The following is a 16,052-nucleotide window of genomic DNA, read 5'->3' as shown; positions in this document are numbered from 1 at the left end:
AAATAAGTAGTGAAGGAGATTACTATGAGGAAAAAGAGTTTAATTATGTTACCCTTCGCGATAATACTTTCATTATTGCTGGCAGGCATCTCTAGTGCAGATGTGACCTCTAACTATGTCAACCCGCTGATGGGCGGTGCTGATCCTACCATTGCCAGGGCTGCAGACGGGTATTACTATTCAGCTTTTTCTGGCGATAATAATATCACGTTAAAAAGACATGAAACTATTCTCGGAGTATCAACGGCAAAAAGCGAAATAGTCTGGAAGAAGCCAAGTAATTTCGGGTATGTGTGGGGTCCATACGTATATAGACTGGAAGGAAAATGGTATATTTATTTTTCTTCAGGCCCAGAGGAAAGTTTCGGATATGGGCACCCGAGTTCCTACGTCCTGGAGAACTCATCTCCCGATCCTTTTGAAGGAACCTGGGAGCTCAAGGGAGAATCCGCTAATGCAGACAGCAATGGACAGGTTACGACCAAGAAGGGACTTCTAAATACTCAAGGCTATGGTTTGGCATGCGGCGTTGTATCCATTAAAGGAGAACCATACTTCACCTATACCAAGTACTACTATTTCCCGGACCCGCAGAATCCGGCGAATATGAAGTTCAATGAGAGTCCGACGATTGTCAAAATGAAAAATCCGTGGACCTTGGAAGGTCCCGAGGGTACAGTGGCAATGCCGCAATACGACTGGGAAAAACATGGCGATAATATCAATGAGGGCGCTGCAGTTGTTGAGAGAAACGGAAAAATCTATTTCGCCTACTCGGCAAGCAGCTTTATGAATGATAACTATTCTGTAGGGGTATCCGTAGCGGATGCAGCATCTGATGTTATGAAACCCGGTTCATGGAAGAAATATCCTGAGCCTGTGATGAAAAGATCGGATGAGAACAGCTCCTATGGACCCGGATCCCCCCTGTTCCTTAAGTCCGAAGACAATACCGAGGATTGGATTCTGTATCATGGAATACCGACCCATGGACAAGGCGGCGGAAACAGAGGAATAAGAGCGCAGCGTATCTACTGGGATGATAATGATTTTATCAATCCCGGCATCCCTTCGAACCCGGGCACGGTCCTGAACAGGCCTTCCGGAGAGGAAAAAAGCGAAATTAATGAAGCCGAGGAGGCTAAACTGTCTGGAGTTTCCAGAGTCGTCGGGAAAAGCGCTTTTGCTTCGGGCGGCTTATATGAAAAATACAATAACAGCAGCGAAAGTGACTATATAGAGTTTACTGTAAACACTGACGCTAAAGGTACCTACTCCCTGGATTTCAGGTACAACAACAACACGGCGAATGCTGTTACTATGAAACTAGGTGTGAACCAGGAGGCTGCCCGGGTGCTTTCCTTCGCCTCTAATGCAGGATTTGAAGCAAACTTCGATATTCAATCCGCACATAACATTAAGCTTAACGCCGGAAGCAACACGATCCGCCTGTCCGGCAAGAGTACTTTGGCTCTGGATGCCATGATTATTAAAAGAAGCACTTTATATGAAGCAGAAAATGCCGTGCTGTCCGGAAATGCCAAGGTAGACGCAGACCATGCGGGATACAGCGGAACCGGTTTTGCCGGAGGATTATGGATTTCAAATTCTGCGGTTTCCTTTAAAGTAAATGCGGCCAATGCAGGCAACTATTCTGTTAATCTGGGCTACAGCTTAGGGTTTAATGATGACAGAACCTTGAGTATGTATGTAAACGGGCAAAAGATAAAGCAGGTAGATTTTTTCAGCCTGAAAAGCTGGGACAAATGGGCCGACCGCTATGACAATGTTTTCCTCCGGGAGGGGGAAAATACGATTATGTATAAATATGACGCTGGCGACACCGGCAATGTCAATCTAGACTATATAACAGTTACTGAAGCAACAACCTGGCATTATGGAGCCGAAGATGCAAAACTTGCAGGCCCGGATGATGCTGCTGTCGTTTATGCCAAAGACGGCAATATGGGAACCGGTTATGTAACCGGGTTGTCCCGGGCGAATTCATCTGTGGAGTTTGCTGTAAATGTTGAGAATGCGGCGTCTTATGATGTAAAGCTGAGATATGCAAAAGAAGCTGCCGGCAAAACCTTAGCGCTGTATTTGAATGGTACCCGGATTAAAAGTATAACCCTCCCGGCTACCGGCGGGCTTACAGTCTGGAAGGAACAGCTGGAGACGTTAAGTCTGAAAGAGGGAAAAAACACCATTGTTTATAAGAATGAAACGGACAATTCAGGCATTATCAATATTGACAGCATTCATCTTAACAAACGGACTCCCTGGAGGTATCAGGCAGAGGATGCTACCAGAACAGGCAGTCTGCAGATTGCCAAGGATCATTTATGGTATGAAGGCAACGGATTTGTAGGCGGGTTTGAGAAAACAGGCGATTCCATTAAATTCAAAGTCAACGTACCCAATACAGCTTCCTATACGTCAACATTACGTTATTCCGGCGCGCAGAAGTCTGATATAACCATGACGATGTATGTTAACGGACAGAGAATCAAACAAGTGTCCTTACCTCCGACAGCGAACTGGGATACATGGACTAACCGGACAGAGTCAGTCAATCTGACAGCGGGAAATAATATTATTGAATTCATCCGCGAAGGAAGCGATACCGGAAGATTCAATATCGACGTTCTCACCATTGATAAAACCAGCGGCGGATTTATGAGTTCGATTGCCAAGAAGATCATTCCTGAAAAAATGGTCAAAATTCAGCCAAAGCACAGCGGAAAAGCCTTGGACGTGGACAGAGTTTCCAGTGATCCGCTGGCGGTAGTTAACCAGTGGGCTAATGGCGACGGAAATAATCAACTGTGGAGATTCTTGGATCTTGGTACAGGATATTACCAGATCCAGTCGGTTCAAAGCGGGCATGTCCTCGACATTCTTCCCGGTTCTGCCATACAGCAGCTCTGTCAGAATACAAGAGCTTCCGGGTCCATTCCGGATACCCAGCAGTGGAAGCTGGAAAAAGACGGTGACTACTATAAAGTAGTGAACAAAAGTAATAATAAAGTAATCACTGTAGAGGGTGCATCCAAGAATGATGGCGCTACGGTGAGGCTAGCTGATGATCAGGCAAAGGAAAATCAACGCATGAAAATTGAAATCCGCAACCTCAGCAATAGTGAAATCAGCGCATTGACGGAAACCGGAGGACGCTATGATATAACCTTTAACGCCAATGGCGGAAGTCCGGCGCGGACGGTTGTTCAGGCTGTATACGGCGAACTGCTGACTGCTCCGGACGTAACGAATGAGGGTTATGTGCTGGAGGGCTGGTACAACGATGCAGAGAAATGGAGCTTTACAGATGAGACCGTGCCTGGCGCATTGACGCTGACAGCGAAATGGACCCTTAAGGCTCTGGAGGTGCAGATCGTCAGTGAAGGCTCGCTGCGGGCAGGAACAGCCGGAGTGCTCCGCGCCGCCGGTAACGGGGCTGGAATACTGTCCTATACCTGGTATGTAGACAAGGGAGAAGGCTACGGCGAACCGGTCGGTTCCGGCGATAGGCTGATGCTTCCGGAGTTGACGGAAGCGATGAACGGCTACCGTTATAAGGCCGTCGTGACGGGAGAAGGCGGCACAACCGGAGAGCAGGAATATATTCTGCAAGTGCTCCCGGCCGGGGTTAAATGGATTACACCTGCCTTCGCGGCGGATCTGCCGCCTGCGCTTGAGACCGTCCAAGATGAACCCTTAACGCTTCTGGTTGATGCGACAGGAGACGTTGGGTCTATGGAGTGGGAAATGAAGCGACCCGGTGGCGGTGATTGGCTGCCGATTCCAAGTGTTACCGGTGCGGTATACCGCTTCACTCCTGGAATAGAAGATAACGGGACAGCGTACCGTGTTGTGCTGACCGGTAAAGCGGAGGTGAATCCGGAACGTATCACCGGAACGGAGCTGGTTCTCAAGGTATATCCGGCACATGAAATCCCGTCAGTCCAATCGTTCACAGCGACCGTGAACCCGGTAATGGAGGGTGATCCGGTAACCTTTAGCGTAGTTTCCGCTTCAGCTTACGGGGAGCTGAGCTACCGCTGGCTGAAGAATGACCTTGTACTGGAAGGTGCCACCGGAAGCAGTCTGATTGTAGAGAAGGCCGCTATTTCTGATGCGGGTGCATATAAGGCAGAGGTGACCAATACCCGTATTATCGGTAAACGTCATTATGCAGATACGGTCCATACAGAGAGTATTGATCTGAACGTTAAGCGTCAACCGGCAGCGCCAACCAATCCTCCGGTGACGCCGACGAGTCCGCCGTCATCAACACCAGGACCTGCGGCAACACCACAGCCAGCCGCAACGCCACTGCCTTCGGCCACAGTCATTTCAGCCGCTCAGCTGAGCAGTCCTGCGGTGAACGGAGTGGTTACAGTGCAGGTGGGGCAAGCGGCAGCAATTGAGCTTCCGGTAAATGCCGGGGAGCTCCTGGGAATCCATTCATTGTCTGTGCAGGGAGACGGAATAGAGCTTGTACTGGCACCGGAGCTGCTGAAGCAGCTGGCAGAAGCCATTCCTGCTGCAGAGCGCAAGGGTGCAAAGCTCCTGCTGACGGCAGAACGGAAGGCGCTCGAAGAAGTACGGCTGAAGACGGAAGCCGGCGTAGCCCTGAACGGCAAGCTGATTAATTATGACCTGAGTCTGTCCAGCGCGGACGGAACGGTGCACCGTTTGAAGGGTTATCCGGTTCCGGTAGCCCTCAACTGGCCGGCCGATGGACTTGATCCGAGGCTGTTGGGTCTGTACCGTGTGGAGAGTGACGATACTCTCACCTATCTGGGCGGGGCTGCTGAAAACGGCAGGTTGAAGGCGCTTCTTGACGGCAGCGGCATGTACGCGCTGCTGGAGTATTCGAAGCAATTCAGCGATGTTCCTGTCACTCACTGGGCATTTGAAGCTTTAAGTGAGCTGTCTGCGAAGCATCTGATCCGAGGCATATCGGAGCAGGCATATCAGCCCGGCCGGAATATTACCAGGGCTGAATTCGTTCAACTGATAGCGAACACGCTGCAGTTGAAAGGCAGCGGCACCACTTCCTTCACCGATGTTCCGGAAGGCGCCTGGTATCAGCAGGCACTCTCCGGCATGGTGCAGGCCGGACTGATTACCGGCCGGACTCCGGAAGCCTTCCAGCCGGCTGCGGAGATAAGCCGTGAAGAGATGACTGTCATTCTGATGCGGGCGTACCGGCTCCAGCATGGTGCAATTCCAGCCGCTCCGGTCAGCCCTTCCCTTAAGGATGCTGCGAACATCTCCGACTGGGCAGCGGAGCAAGTGGCTGCAGCCGCTTCGCTTGGTTTCGTGAAAGGACGGACTGACGGTACATTTGCTCCCAAAGCTCCTGCCACCCGTGCGGAAGCAGCACAGATCCTGATGAATTATTTGAGATAAGCATTGCGTAGAAACGGATATTACCGGATCTGCACAGCATAAACAAGGCGCTCACCCCCTGCAATAGAGCAAGGGATGAGCGCTTCTTGTGTCACTTTGCCGCACTTCGGATCAAGTGCGTAAGGGCTGTAATTTCCTGCGGATCACGTGTCGCCCCCAAGATGATCCAGCCGGTACACTGGCCACGGGGGCCGACATAGACAATTTCGCCGTCTATCGTTTTTTGTTTTAGAGAATTGGGTCTGGTCTTACAGGGCTCCAGAGCATACATACAGTCCCCGATCGCCCGTTTGGCTATCAGTGAACGGGGATAACATTGCAAGGAACGAATCACATAGGCCGCGGCATCTTTCCCTGCGTTCACCAGCATCTCGGCCGTCAGCTCCTGGCCATCGCCTGCAGCGGCGCAGTAATCGCGGACCTGCGGCAGACCGGTCAGCCCCTCCACTGGCTCAGGAACGTATTGATAACAGCGGATCGGGTCCAGCCTGGTTTCAAAATCGTAGACGGCAAACGGATCTTCCTCCGGAGGGGCAGAGTCACGGAGCAGTAGTTTTTTTGACGAAACCGGCAGAACATAATTTCCGCCACCCGACATAAAAGTTCCCGCCAACTGGATATGGTAACCGTCATCTACAGGCTGGGGTGTATCCGTTAAATTTCGCACCGTATCCTCCCGGAACAGCGTAGCTGCCCCGTAATTCGTTACCATCCGGATTGTTTTCTCATAAACAGGCAACGTTCCATACCCTCTCACTGGAACGTTGCCCTCCAAGCAAATCTGCCGCTCATCCCAGACCAGTCTTACCGATTCCAACAACGCCGGGGAATAAGACCCCGTCCCATGAAGGGTTCTTACCTCATCCGGGGTGCCGAATATTTCAGGACCTATGGCAGCTACAGCTGCATAGAAGCCCGACTCCCAGCCTGAATGCTCATTGCCAGAAAGGTCCACGTGTTCCGGATGCAGCAGATACCGCTCATCACGCTCCCAGCTTATCTTCTCAGACTCCAGCCTGACTTCCCCTATGTCCATACCCCGTTCAAGAATCACGGTAAAGACAAGCCTGCCATTTGATACGGTCAACAGATGCAGTTGTGAGCCAAAGCGGTCTGTAAAAAGCGTCAGGGTGACAAAGCCGCCTCCCGGCAGCGCATGTGGAATATCCGGCTGCATTTGTGCCAGCGTCAATTCGGTTATTCGATTATTGTTCATACGGGCTGCCTCCCAATCCGGTGTGATCGGCTACGCCGATATGGCTCGTCTCTCTTTCGCTGAAAGCGAACCCTAACTCCCCGGCAAGGCGCTTCCAGGCTTGGTAGTGAAATTTTGCGGTATCGACAATGACGCCATCCAAATCAAAGATGGCTGCCTCAAACGGTTTTGCTCGCAACTGCTTCCCTCCCTTACAGCTTGTGTACTTCATAAACATCTGGATTAACCGTTACCCGGTAGCGCTCCCCTCGCCAAGCGAGCTGGAAACTCAGCTCCTCCCAGCCCTCAGGCAGCCGGGGGTGCAGGTGAATGGTTTCGGTCCACATCGCACTCGCCAAACCGGCAAATCCGTAAACGATGAGCTGCCACAGGCCGCCGCAATTGGCGATGTGAATCCCCTCAGCGCCACCCTTTTTCTCCAGGGAAAGATCAATATCCATCACCCGCTGCAGAAAATCTGCTGCTTCCTCCTTGTGGTTCAGCCATGATGCCACAATGCCGTGAACCGCCACTGACAAGGAGGAATCATGGGTCGTGATCGGCTCATAATACGCATAGGCCGCCTTCAGTTGCTCCCGGGAGAATTCCTGTGGAAACAGCAGCATTAATTCCAGAACATCCGCCTGCTTTAACGCCTTGGAGCGATAATTGCGCTCTTGGGAAATGAAATGGCCAAATGGCCTGGACCGGTCTGTCCAGAGACTATCAAATTCCACATCGGCATATTGGGCGAAGTCGTCGGATTGCGGGACAATTTCCATCTGGCTGTCGTAAGGCAGCCTCAGCTTCTCCGCCGTGTGCCGGAAGAGCTCCCGTTCATCTGGACGGATGCCCAGCCGCTCTGCCGAAGCCGCATAGCTATCCGACTTACTGCTTTGCAGGCTGTCCAGACAAGCAACGGTCTGCTCCAGACTGAATTTGACCATGCGGTTGGTAAAGGCATTGTTTCGGGTGAACGGTAAATATTCATCCGGCCCCATAACGCCGAGCAGCTCGCCATACCCTTCCCGGTTCCAATCTACCCGGTCCGACCAATAACGGGCCGTCTCAACCAGAATATCAATGCCGTAGCGCTCCAGGAAATCATCATCTCCTGTAGCATTCACGTAGTGGTACAGGGCATAAACTACATCCGCCGTTATATGAATTTCGTGATCAGCATACTGCCAGTTGGCACATTGCTCTTCCCCGCTTAACGAGGACTCCCAGGCATACCGTGCTCCCCGGTATCCATAATTCCGGGCGTTGCACCTGGCCCCATCGAGCGTATTGTAGCGGAAAAGAAGCAGATTGCGGGCAGCCTGCGGGTTGGTGTGCAGGAAGAAGGGCAGCAGGTTGATCTCCGTATCCCAGAAATACCTGCCAAAATAGGCCTCGCCAGCATAACCCTTGGCACAGATTGCCACCCGTGCATCCTGTTCCCTATTTGAGCGGATCAGATGGTAGAGAGAGGCGCGGACGTTTACCTGCGCCGTATCATCACCCTTGATGCGGATATCAGCATCCTGCCACTTGCTTTTCCACTTGGCAGCATGCCGGTTATAAAGCTGTTCCCAGCCCAAATCGCGGGCATGGCTGAGATGCATAAGCGCCCTGTCGCGGACCGTTCCCACCTCCATATCCCGACCCGTTGTCACCGCAGTCAGCTTGCTGATAGTCAACCGGTCCCCGGTCTGCAGCCTGCAATCCCCCCGGAGCGCAGCCATCATCCGGGTATTTTCTGCATGCCAGGTCATCGCTTCAGAGACTTCCAGCGCAGACAGCATGAAGATTTGATTGCCCTCATCCGTTATGGTCTGAAGTGACAGACTGCCCGCTAATTCCGCCGAGGGAACAATCCGGGAAAAATGATTCATTCCATTGGTGCGCACATCAGCCCGGAGGGTGGCCTTCACCTCCAGCCTACCTTCGCCTGCCAACACCTCAATCTGTACCCGCTGGATACAGAGATGGGTATCCGACATGCTGATGTACCGGTTAAATGTACAGTGAAGCTGCATGCCCGCCGCCGTTTCCCATACAAATGAACGATGAAGGCTTCCATCATGCAGATCCAGCCAGCGTGTGTAGCCGTTAATCCGGCACCGGTCCATATCCAGCCTCTCGCCGGCAGACTGAAATTCAAGCCCCAGGTAATAAGGGAGATTGACAATCTCCTCCTTCAGCAGCGGATGCCGGCCGACAATGCCCGGGATGAACGTTCCCTGCTTGGATTTGGGATGCCGCGGCTTCTCAAGCGTTACGTTGTCGGGAAAGCGCAGATAGTCCTCATCCTGGGGCGCATCGCTGCACCCCTCCTCAAAGCTTCCACGGACATGCATGTAGCCGTTTCCTTGGGTAAAGAGTCCCTCATAATGCTTGTGCAGCCCGGCGTGATACCCGTTTTCTTTCAGACACCACAGGTTTTCTTCGTTCATCTGCAACCCCTCAGTTTCTCCGATGGTTTCCCTTTTGTCATCGTCCAGTTTATCATCCCTTGACTGCTCCCGCAGCAAGTCCGGATACAACTTGCTTCTGCAGCAGGATATAAACTAGGATACTTGGTGCGATAACGACCATAGTAGCAGCAAACATGACGCCGTAATCACTGGCAAATTGGCTTTTGAAATAATAGAGCGCAAGCGGCAGTGTTCGGCTTTGATTCCCCGTCGTCAGAATAATAGCGAATTGAAATTCATTCCAGCAGAGCAGAAACTGCATCACACCCGCCGTGCTGAAACCCGGCTTCGATATGGGCAAAACAATTTTGAAGAACGTCTGGAAGAAGCCGGCACCGTCCAAATAAGCCGATTCCTCCACTTCCTTGGGAATCGTCAGGAAATAGCTTGATAGTATATAGAGCGAGACGGGCAAGCCAAAGCCGGCATAAACGATAATCAGTCCAATCACCTTGTCGTAAAGCCCCAACGTGTTAACCGTCAAATATAGCGGCTGCAGCATGGCCGCGCCCGGAATCAGCAGCGAAAGGGAGAATGCTCCCATCAGCAGCTTCTTGAAGCGGAATTGAAAGCGTGCCAGGACATAGGCCGCCATACCGAGAAGCAGCAAATTTAATAATGTCCCGAAGATGCCAACGATCACACTGTTGATGTAGAACCGGGAAAGCGGCGCAATTTTGAAGGCCATGACGTAATTGGAAAAGCGGAAGCTGCCCGGCCAGCCGAGCGAATTGTTCAAAATCTCGGCATTTGTCTTGAATGAAGCCATCAGTACCCACAGGAACGGACCAAGCGACAACAGTACAATCAGGAGCACAAACCCATACTTGAGCACAGCCAAACCTTTTTTCATTATTCTCACCCCAGTCGCTCCATTCAGTTCTGGGAGCTGCCTATTCTGAACAGATTTCGGCAAAGCAGGACAAAGATCAAGCCAAAGCCGATTAGGAAGACGCCCACAGAATTGGAATAACCGAAGTTGTTGTCCATGAGTGCAGTCTTGTAAATATAAATGGGCAAATTCATTGTTTCATTGCCGGGTCCGCCGCCTGTCGTCATCATAATAATATCCATCTTCTGCAGCATGCTTGTTCCGGCTAGAATCACGCAGGTGCCAATAATATTGCGCAGCATAGGAAGGACGATATAAAAATTGATCTTCAACTCGCTGGCCCCGTCGATACGCGCCGATTCAAACAGGCTTTCTGGAATCGCTGCAATCTCGGCCAGAATTAGAATAGTGACGACAGCCGCATAGGGCAGCCAGGTCATTGTGACTGAGAAGAAGGCGGTTGCATAATCCATGAACCAGTTCTGGGCGTAATCCGCCTTGCCCAACAAGCGGACAATGCTGTTCACCGCACCAAAATCAGGATTGAGCATGCACAAAAACAGCATACCAACGGCTGCTCCCGAGATGATGTTAGGAAACATGTAAACCGTTCGCGCAAACTTCCAGTAGAATTCCTTCATATTGAGAATAAGCGCGAATGCGGTACCAATGGCAACGTGGATAGTGGACTGGAGCAAAACCCAGACACCCGTATTCAGAAAACTCTGGCGAAAATCGGAATCGTCCGTAAACAGTTGAATAAAGTTGGCCAGTCCGATAAAAACCGGTTTTCGTCCGGCCGACCATTCCGTAAAGGAGGTACCGAACAGAACGACAAGCGATACGGCATAGACAATAATAAAAAGCACAACAGTCGGCAACAGAAACAGCGCGATATACCCTTTGTTTTTCCTAACCATCCATATGGTCCTCCCTAATCGGATTTTACCGGAAAGCACTGCCGGAAAATCCGACCGCAACTCGTACTCTTACTAGTCAGCTTGCTGTTTATTTATGTTTGGCTGCAATTTCCGTCAGCTCTTTGGCAATCTCCTCTGCTGATGACCGGCCGAATACCAGCTTCGGATAGACGCTCTTCCAGGCGTCGGTTATGTTGGGATAGACAATAGAGTCGAAGGATTGATAATGAATCTGCGTTTTTTGGGCCAGTTCTACGGATTCAACAAAAAGCGGATATTTTTGCTTCAGTGCATCCGAAGGCTGAATCTCATTGGATACCGGCATCACATTTCCATATTCAAGCGCGATGGTCTGTCCTTCTAACCCCGTCTTGAAACGAATAAATTTCTCAGCGGCGTCGCGGGTTTCCGGTGTTTTGGCTCCGATCATATAGCCAACCTCATAGGTGGAGATCAGGCTGTTGTTCGGATAAGCTGCGACACCCACCTTTTTATCGAAACCTTCACTGGATTTGGTCGGGTCGCTAAAATCTCCAATCATCCAGGGACCGTTGGCGATCATTGCCACCTTGTTCTGGGAGAAAGCGTTCGCGGCATTGGCGTAACCTGCACCAAGCGCATCCTTGGTCGTATACTTCTCCAGCATCGTCTTCATCAAGTTGAGCGCGTGAATCATTTCGGGCGTATTAAAGTTGGTAGGATGCAGCGTGTTCATGAACTTATTGCCCGCATCCCCGTTTGTCCCCACAATGGCGGCCAGGATCAGGTTGGTCGTCCAGGCATTCTCCCCTGTCATCAACGCAAGCGGAACGAAGCCTGCTGCCTTGAGCTTCTCGTTGTTGCTCATGAATTCATCCCAAGTTTCCGCCGGCTTGATTCCCGCCTTTTCAAACATTTCCTTGTTGTAGAAGTAGCCGATATTCTGCTTCTGATCGCTGATCGACCAGACCTTACCGTCCCGCGTATTGGCAGCAAGCGCTGCTTCGCCGATCGCAGCCTTCCATTCCGGATCCTTGTCCAGATAGTCATTGAAAGGGGTTGCAAGATTTCCTTTAATCAGGATGTCATTGATTCCGTTCTTACCCATGACGACATCCGGAACATCCCCGGAGACTGCCAGAATCTTCAGTTTGTCCTCATATGCGGAGTCACTTGGAATTTCTTCAACCACAACTTCCACTTCATTGCCATACTTGGCATTGAACTGCTTGATCTGTTCTTCCTCCAGCTTAGCTGACGCATGAGTACCCACCCGGAAGGTAAGATAAGAAATTTTCACCGGCGCCTTGGCAGCGGGAGCAGCGCTTGCCTGACCCGAAGCGGATGGTGCACCAGTTGCGGCCGCTCCGCTGTTCTCCGATGAATTCTGTGATCCGCATGCCGAAATGGATATGGCCAGAATCAGAGTGCTTGCTAAGGTGAAGCTTGCTTTGTACAATGGCATTCTCAAATCAAATCCCCCTTTAAATGATGACAGATTGATGCATGAGCCTAAGCCCTGCAGCCAATTACGCTTTGTTACAGTTCTCATTGTAGAGCGAGGAATACGGAGAATGAATTCGTATTTCGGCATTATCTTTTCTGATATCTTGAGCAAATGGGGCTAGATCAACTGTATAGATGAAAGGGCTTTCGGAATTCTTCCGATTTCTTTAACTCTTTGTCGTTTTCTTTACCACATGGCCGGAAATGGCTGTATTTCGTTCTGTTTGGCTATTCGCCACATATAAAAGATTGTATAATAGCTTTACCCTATTATCATCAGCCAAGGAGCAGACAGCATGTCCAATAAGCAGATCATGCGACGACTCAGCTTTCGCCCGACTTATAGATTTTCCTCCCGCATTCCTCTAAGAAATAAAATTGTGATTATCATTCTTCTTCTTATTCTTCTGCCGATGACGTTCGCCGGCTGCTATTTCTATTGGAACATCTCCCGGATTCTGACGAAGAATGCCAATGATAATCTGTCCCTTCTGATCCGCCAGACCAACGACAATATCGAGAAATCCTTTCAGATTATTGATAACACCTCCCTGCATTTCCTCGCCAATAAAAAGGTAAGAACCTGGTCAATCGAGGATGTGTCTCAGGGAGCCGACTTCTACAAAAAATTTATCAATAAAACTGAAATGGAAGAGGATCTGAAATACAGCCTTATGTTCAACAACGCTTGGAATATCAGCCTGCTGTCAACAGCTTATGTTTTTTTTGATCAGGACAACTATGTATCTGTTCTAAAGTCACAGCCCAACATTGAACAAATTAACAAGAACAATCTCGCTGTCTATCATGCGGTTAATGACAGAATAGTTCGGGGCAAGGAAATTGTCACGCCAAGCCATGAGGACCAGACCATCTACTTCACACGAATTGTGTCCAATATCAACTATCCCCGGCAGCGCCTTGTGCTGATCTTTGGCACGGATGAGGCAGATTTAGCGAAAAAATATTCCGAGCTGCTCACCTTCCCGGGCGCTATAGCCTACATCGTTGATAACCGGGGAGCCATCTATTCCAGTGCCGATAAGCAAGAGCTCGGTTCTATTGTTTCTCCCGCTGTATTTGCGCTCAAAGACAATTCCGAAGTAAGTGAAGTCAAGATAAACCGGGAAAGCTACCTGACTGTTTCCCGCAGCATCGGCACAACCGGGCTTACCTTCATTGCAGGCATCCCTAAGAAGCAAGTACTCTCCAAATTGTCCGAGAGCATGCGCAATTACATTTGGATCATCGCCCTGATTGCTTTCGTATCCCTCGCAGCAGGCGTCCTGTTATCTCTTCGCTTTACCCGGGTCATCCTTGATTTGCTGCGGAGTATCCAAAAGGTAAAGAGAGGTAACTACAAAACAAGGATGCCGGCCTACAAAGATTTGGAGCTCAATCTGTTGAGTAGCACCTTCAACAACATGACGGACGAGATCAATTATCTCATCAAGGAAGTTTATGAGAAGCATCTGCTGATCAAGGAGTCGGAGATCAAATTTTTGCAAGCACAGATGAATCCCCATTTTTTGTTCAATACGCTCATTACCATTGGCTACAAAGCGAAATTATCCAAAGATGAGAGCGTTTACAAAATGGTAACATCACTTACGGAGCTGCTGCAGGCAGGTATTTATTCCAATAGTCTAGCCAAGGTCCCGGTTCGTCAGGAGCTGGATTTCATCAAATTTTATCTTTATCTGCAGAAAGAAAGGTTTGAGGATAAAATTGAGTATACGATCCAGATTGAGGACGAGACCATACTGGATCTGTTGCTTCCCAAGCTGAGTGTCGAACCCTTGGTGGAAAATGCTGTGGTTCACGGTGTGGAAAAAAAGCTGGGCAAAGGAATTATCCACATCCACATTTACCGCAGAAACGATTCGATCTATTTTGAGATCACAGACAATGGTAATGGATTTGAGTATGTACCGCAGAATTGGAGTAATTTCGAAAGCATCACCATGCGCAAACAAGGCCACAACAATATTGGCCTGATCAACACGCATAAACGGGTCAAGCTGATCTACGGCGAGCCATATGGAATTGATGTCGAGAGCGAATTTGGGGCAGGAGCAAAAGTTACCCTTCACATACCTGCAGATCAGGGGGAACTATCACATGTATAACGTCATGATCGTTGATGATGAGCCTGTTATCAAAAAAGGGCTGAAGTGTTTTATTGATTGGGAGGCACTCCAATGTGAGGTGATTGGTGAAGCATCCAATGGGATGGAAGCCGTGGAGATGCTCGGCCATTATGATATTGATATTATTGTCACCGATATACGCATGCCGGGGATGGACGGTCTTGCTTTATCCGACTATGTACACCGGAACTTTCCGCAGATCAAGGTTATCATCCTTACAGCCTTCGCTGACTTCTCCTATGCCCAAACTGCCATTCAGTATGAAGTAGTAGATTTTGTGGTCAAGACCAATCCCACAGAGAAGATTCCCGGGGCTATTGAAAAAGCAACGCAGCTGCTGGAGAAGGAGAAAGAGCAGCAGCAGAAATTGAGCCAGCTGGAGAGCAAGATCAACGACAATCTTTCCGAAATCAGTGAGAAATTTCTGAAGGAGGCCGCCCACGGCCTGATCAGTGATGAAGCAATTTTGTTCAGCCGCTCAAGAGAGCTTGGTTTGCAATTGGAGAACTATTTCGGGATCCATCTGGAGGTTGAGGATACACTATGTTCCCTCCCAACGAATGAATATCACCGGTTCTTGGCTTCCATTCGCCAATTCCTTGCGCTAGCCTTCGAGGAACGCTCCTCTTACATTATGGCAATGGAAAAAAACACCTTACTGGCTATTGTCTCCATGGACGGCGGCAATGCAGCAGTCTCCACACAAGCCTTGCTCACGATTTGTAATGAAATTCTCGCCATGGCAGAGAACTTTAGACGATACCATATCAATATCGGCATCAGTTTGAAGCACCGGGACGTGCTGACTTTGTCAATGGCTTACCGCGAGGCAAGAGAAGCGCTGCAAGGCAGCTTTTATAGCGATAATTATGTGGCTGTTTATATGCCTCATACCAACCAGACGCTCACTCCGGGAGCTCCTCCCCATCATACCGCAGAGCAAATTGCCGAATATCTGCAACAAGGGCAAGCCGATCTGGCTATCAATCAACTGGACCGGTTACTTGAGAGCTACAGGAGCATCAAAGAGCCGATTGAGAATGTAAAGGTGGCTTGTCTGCTTATCGGTTCTTACTGTTTCCGTTTGCTGAGCGCCAGCCAACCCTTCGCACCGGAGCTGGATGAAAGCCAATCCACGGTTTATAAGCAAATTCAGGAGAGCAAGAGCATTCAACTGTTGGCAGATATCCTAAAGCGCTTGATTCAGAGCTGCTCAAGGGCACTGGCGTTTAATGATAAACAGCCCAATTACATCGTTATAGAATGCCAGAAATATATAAGAGAGCATTACAACCAGAACCTGAACTTGCAGATTATTGCGGACCATATCCATATCAACAGCAGCTATCTCAGCCGCCTTTACAAAAAAGTAACCAGTGAGTCCATCATCGACGCGATCAACAAGTACCGGATTGAAATGGCCAAGAAATTACTCAGGAATCCGGCGAGTAAGGTATTTGAAGTCGCGGAAGCAGTCGGTATTGAGACACCTGCTTACTTCACCCATGTATTCTCCAAATACACAGGGATGAGTCCAAAGGAATACAAGCTTAATTATTCACAGACTGAATTGGGATAAAGTCGCCGGTATTT

General features: G+C 49.7%; 8 protein-coding genes and 1 pseudogene. 3 read left to right on the top strand and 6 right to left on the bottom strand.

From position 1 onward, the window contains the following. The first annotated feature begins 24 nt into the window (after positions 1–24). Positions 25–5,418: a CBM35 domain-containing protein gene (locus ACX1DY_RS14175; protein ID WP_458964837.1), complete on the top strand. Its 5,394-nt coding sequence runs from the start codon at positions 25–27 to the stop codon at positions 5,416–5,418. Between the two features lie 91 nt (positions 5,419–5,509). Here the strand turns inward: ACX1DY_RS14175 and ACX1DY_RS14170 are convergent, their stop codons facing one another. The 6 genes and pseudogenes from ACX1DY_RS14170 to ACX1DY_RS14145 all read right to left on the bottom strand — a co-directional run bounded on the left by ACX1DY_RS14170 (position 5,510) and on the right by ACX1DY_RS14145 (position 12,268). Continuing rightward, the gene (locus ACX1DY_RS14170) at positions 5,510–6,634 is read right to left on the bottom strand and encodes a DUF4432 family protein (protein ID WP_458964836.1); all 1,125 of its coding nucleotides are present in this window, start codon (positions 6,632–6,634) and stop codon (positions 5,510–5,512) included. A gap of 37 nt (positions 6,635–6,671) precedes the next feature. Beyond that, positions 6,672–6,845 (bottom strand): annotated as a pseudogene (locus ACX1DY_RS14165) (HAD hydrolase-like protein); the annotation flags it as partial. Continuing rightward, on the bottom strand, positions 6,826–9,051 hold the full coding sequence (locus ACX1DY_RS14160; RefSeq protein WP_458964835.1) for a glycoside hydrolase family 65 protein: 2,226 nt from the start codon (positions 9,049–9,051) through the stop codon (positions 6,826–6,828). The gene ACX1DY_RS14160 and the pseudogene ACX1DY_RS14165, both read right to left, overlap by 20 nt. A gap of 52 nt (positions 9,052–9,103) precedes the next feature. Next, the gene (locus ACX1DY_RS14155; protein ID WP_458964834.1) at positions 9,104–9,925 is read right to left on the bottom strand and encodes a carbohydrate ABC transporter permease; all 822 of its coding nucleotides are present in this window, start codon (positions 9,923–9,925) and stop codon (positions 9,104–9,106) included. Positions 9,926–9,948: 23 nt separating this feature from the next. Next, positions 9,949–10,824 carry a carbohydrate ABC transporter permease gene (locus ACX1DY_RS14150; protein WP_458964833.1) on the bottom strand — a complete coding sequence of 292 codons (876 nt, stop codon included), beginning with the start codon at positions 10,822–10,824 and terminating at the stop codon, positions 9,949–9,951. Between the two features lie 88 nt (positions 10,825–10,912). After that, positions 10,913–12,268, bottom strand: coding sequence for an ABC transporter substrate-binding protein (locus tag ACX1DY_RS14145; RefSeq protein WP_458964902.1), 1,356 nt, complete (start codon positions 12,266–12,268; stop codon positions 10,913–10,915). A 337-nt stretch (positions 12,269–12,605) separates the two neighbouring features. Here ACX1DY_RS14145 and ACX1DY_RS14140 point away from each other — a divergent pair, with 337 nt between their 5' ends. Together ACX1DY_RS14140 and ACX1DY_RS14135 are read left to right on the top strand one after the other, a co-directional pair. Next, positions 12,606–14,438 (top strand): sensor histidine kinase, encoded by a 1,833-nt coding sequence (locus ACX1DY_RS14140; protein WP_458964832.1) that lies wholly within the window; start codon positions 12,606–12,608, stop codon positions 14,436–14,438. Continuing rightward, on the top strand, positions 14,431–16,038 hold the full coding sequence (locus ACX1DY_RS14135; protein WP_458964831.1) for a response regulator: 1,608 nt from the start codon (positions 14,431–14,433) through the stop codon (positions 16,036–16,038). The genes ACX1DY_RS14140 and ACX1DY_RS14135 overlap by 8 nt, the downstream gene beginning before the upstream one ends. Positions 16,039–16,052 lie beyond the last annotated feature (14 nt).

Source organism: Paenibacillus sp. BAC0078, assembly GCF_054483875.1.
Note: the sequence above shows the minus strand (reverse complement) of the source record. Positions and strands in the feature narration are given on the sequence as shown.

Excerpts from the sequence above, each read along its gene's own strand:
- ACX1DY_RS14175 (WP_458964837.1), top strand. The coding sequence starts at position 25 with ATGAGGAAAAAGAGTTTAATTATGTTACCCTTCGCGATAATACTTTCA.
- ACX1DY_RS14170 (WP_458964836.1), bottom strand. The coding sequence starts at position 6,634 with ATGAACAATAATCGAATAACCGAATTGACGCTGGCACAAATGCAGCCG.
- ACX1DY_RS14160 (WP_458964835.1), bottom strand. The coding sequence starts at position 9,051 with ATGAACGAAGAAAACCTGTGGTGTCTGAAAGAAAACGGGTATCACGCC.
- ACX1DY_RS14155 (WP_458964834.1), bottom strand. The coding sequence starts at position 9,925 with ATGAAAAAAGGTTTGGCTGTGCTCAAGTATGGGTTTGTGCTCCTGATT.
- ACX1DY_RS14150 (WP_458964833.1), bottom strand. The coding sequence starts at position 10,824 with ATGGTTAGGAAAAACAAAGGGTATATCGCGCTGTTTCTGTTGCCGACT.
- ACX1DY_RS14145 (WP_458964902.1), bottom strand. The coding sequence starts at position 12,268 with ATGCCATTGTACAAAGCAAGCTTCACCTTAGCAAGCACTCTGATTCTG.
- ACX1DY_RS14140 (WP_458964832.1), top strand. The coding sequence starts at position 12,606 with ATGTCCAATAAGCAGATCATGCGACGACTCAGCTTTCGCCCGACTTAT.
- ACX1DY_RS14135 (WP_458964831.1), top strand. The coding sequence starts at position 14,431 with ATGTATAACGTCATGATCGTTGATGATGAGCCTGTTATCAAAAAAGGG.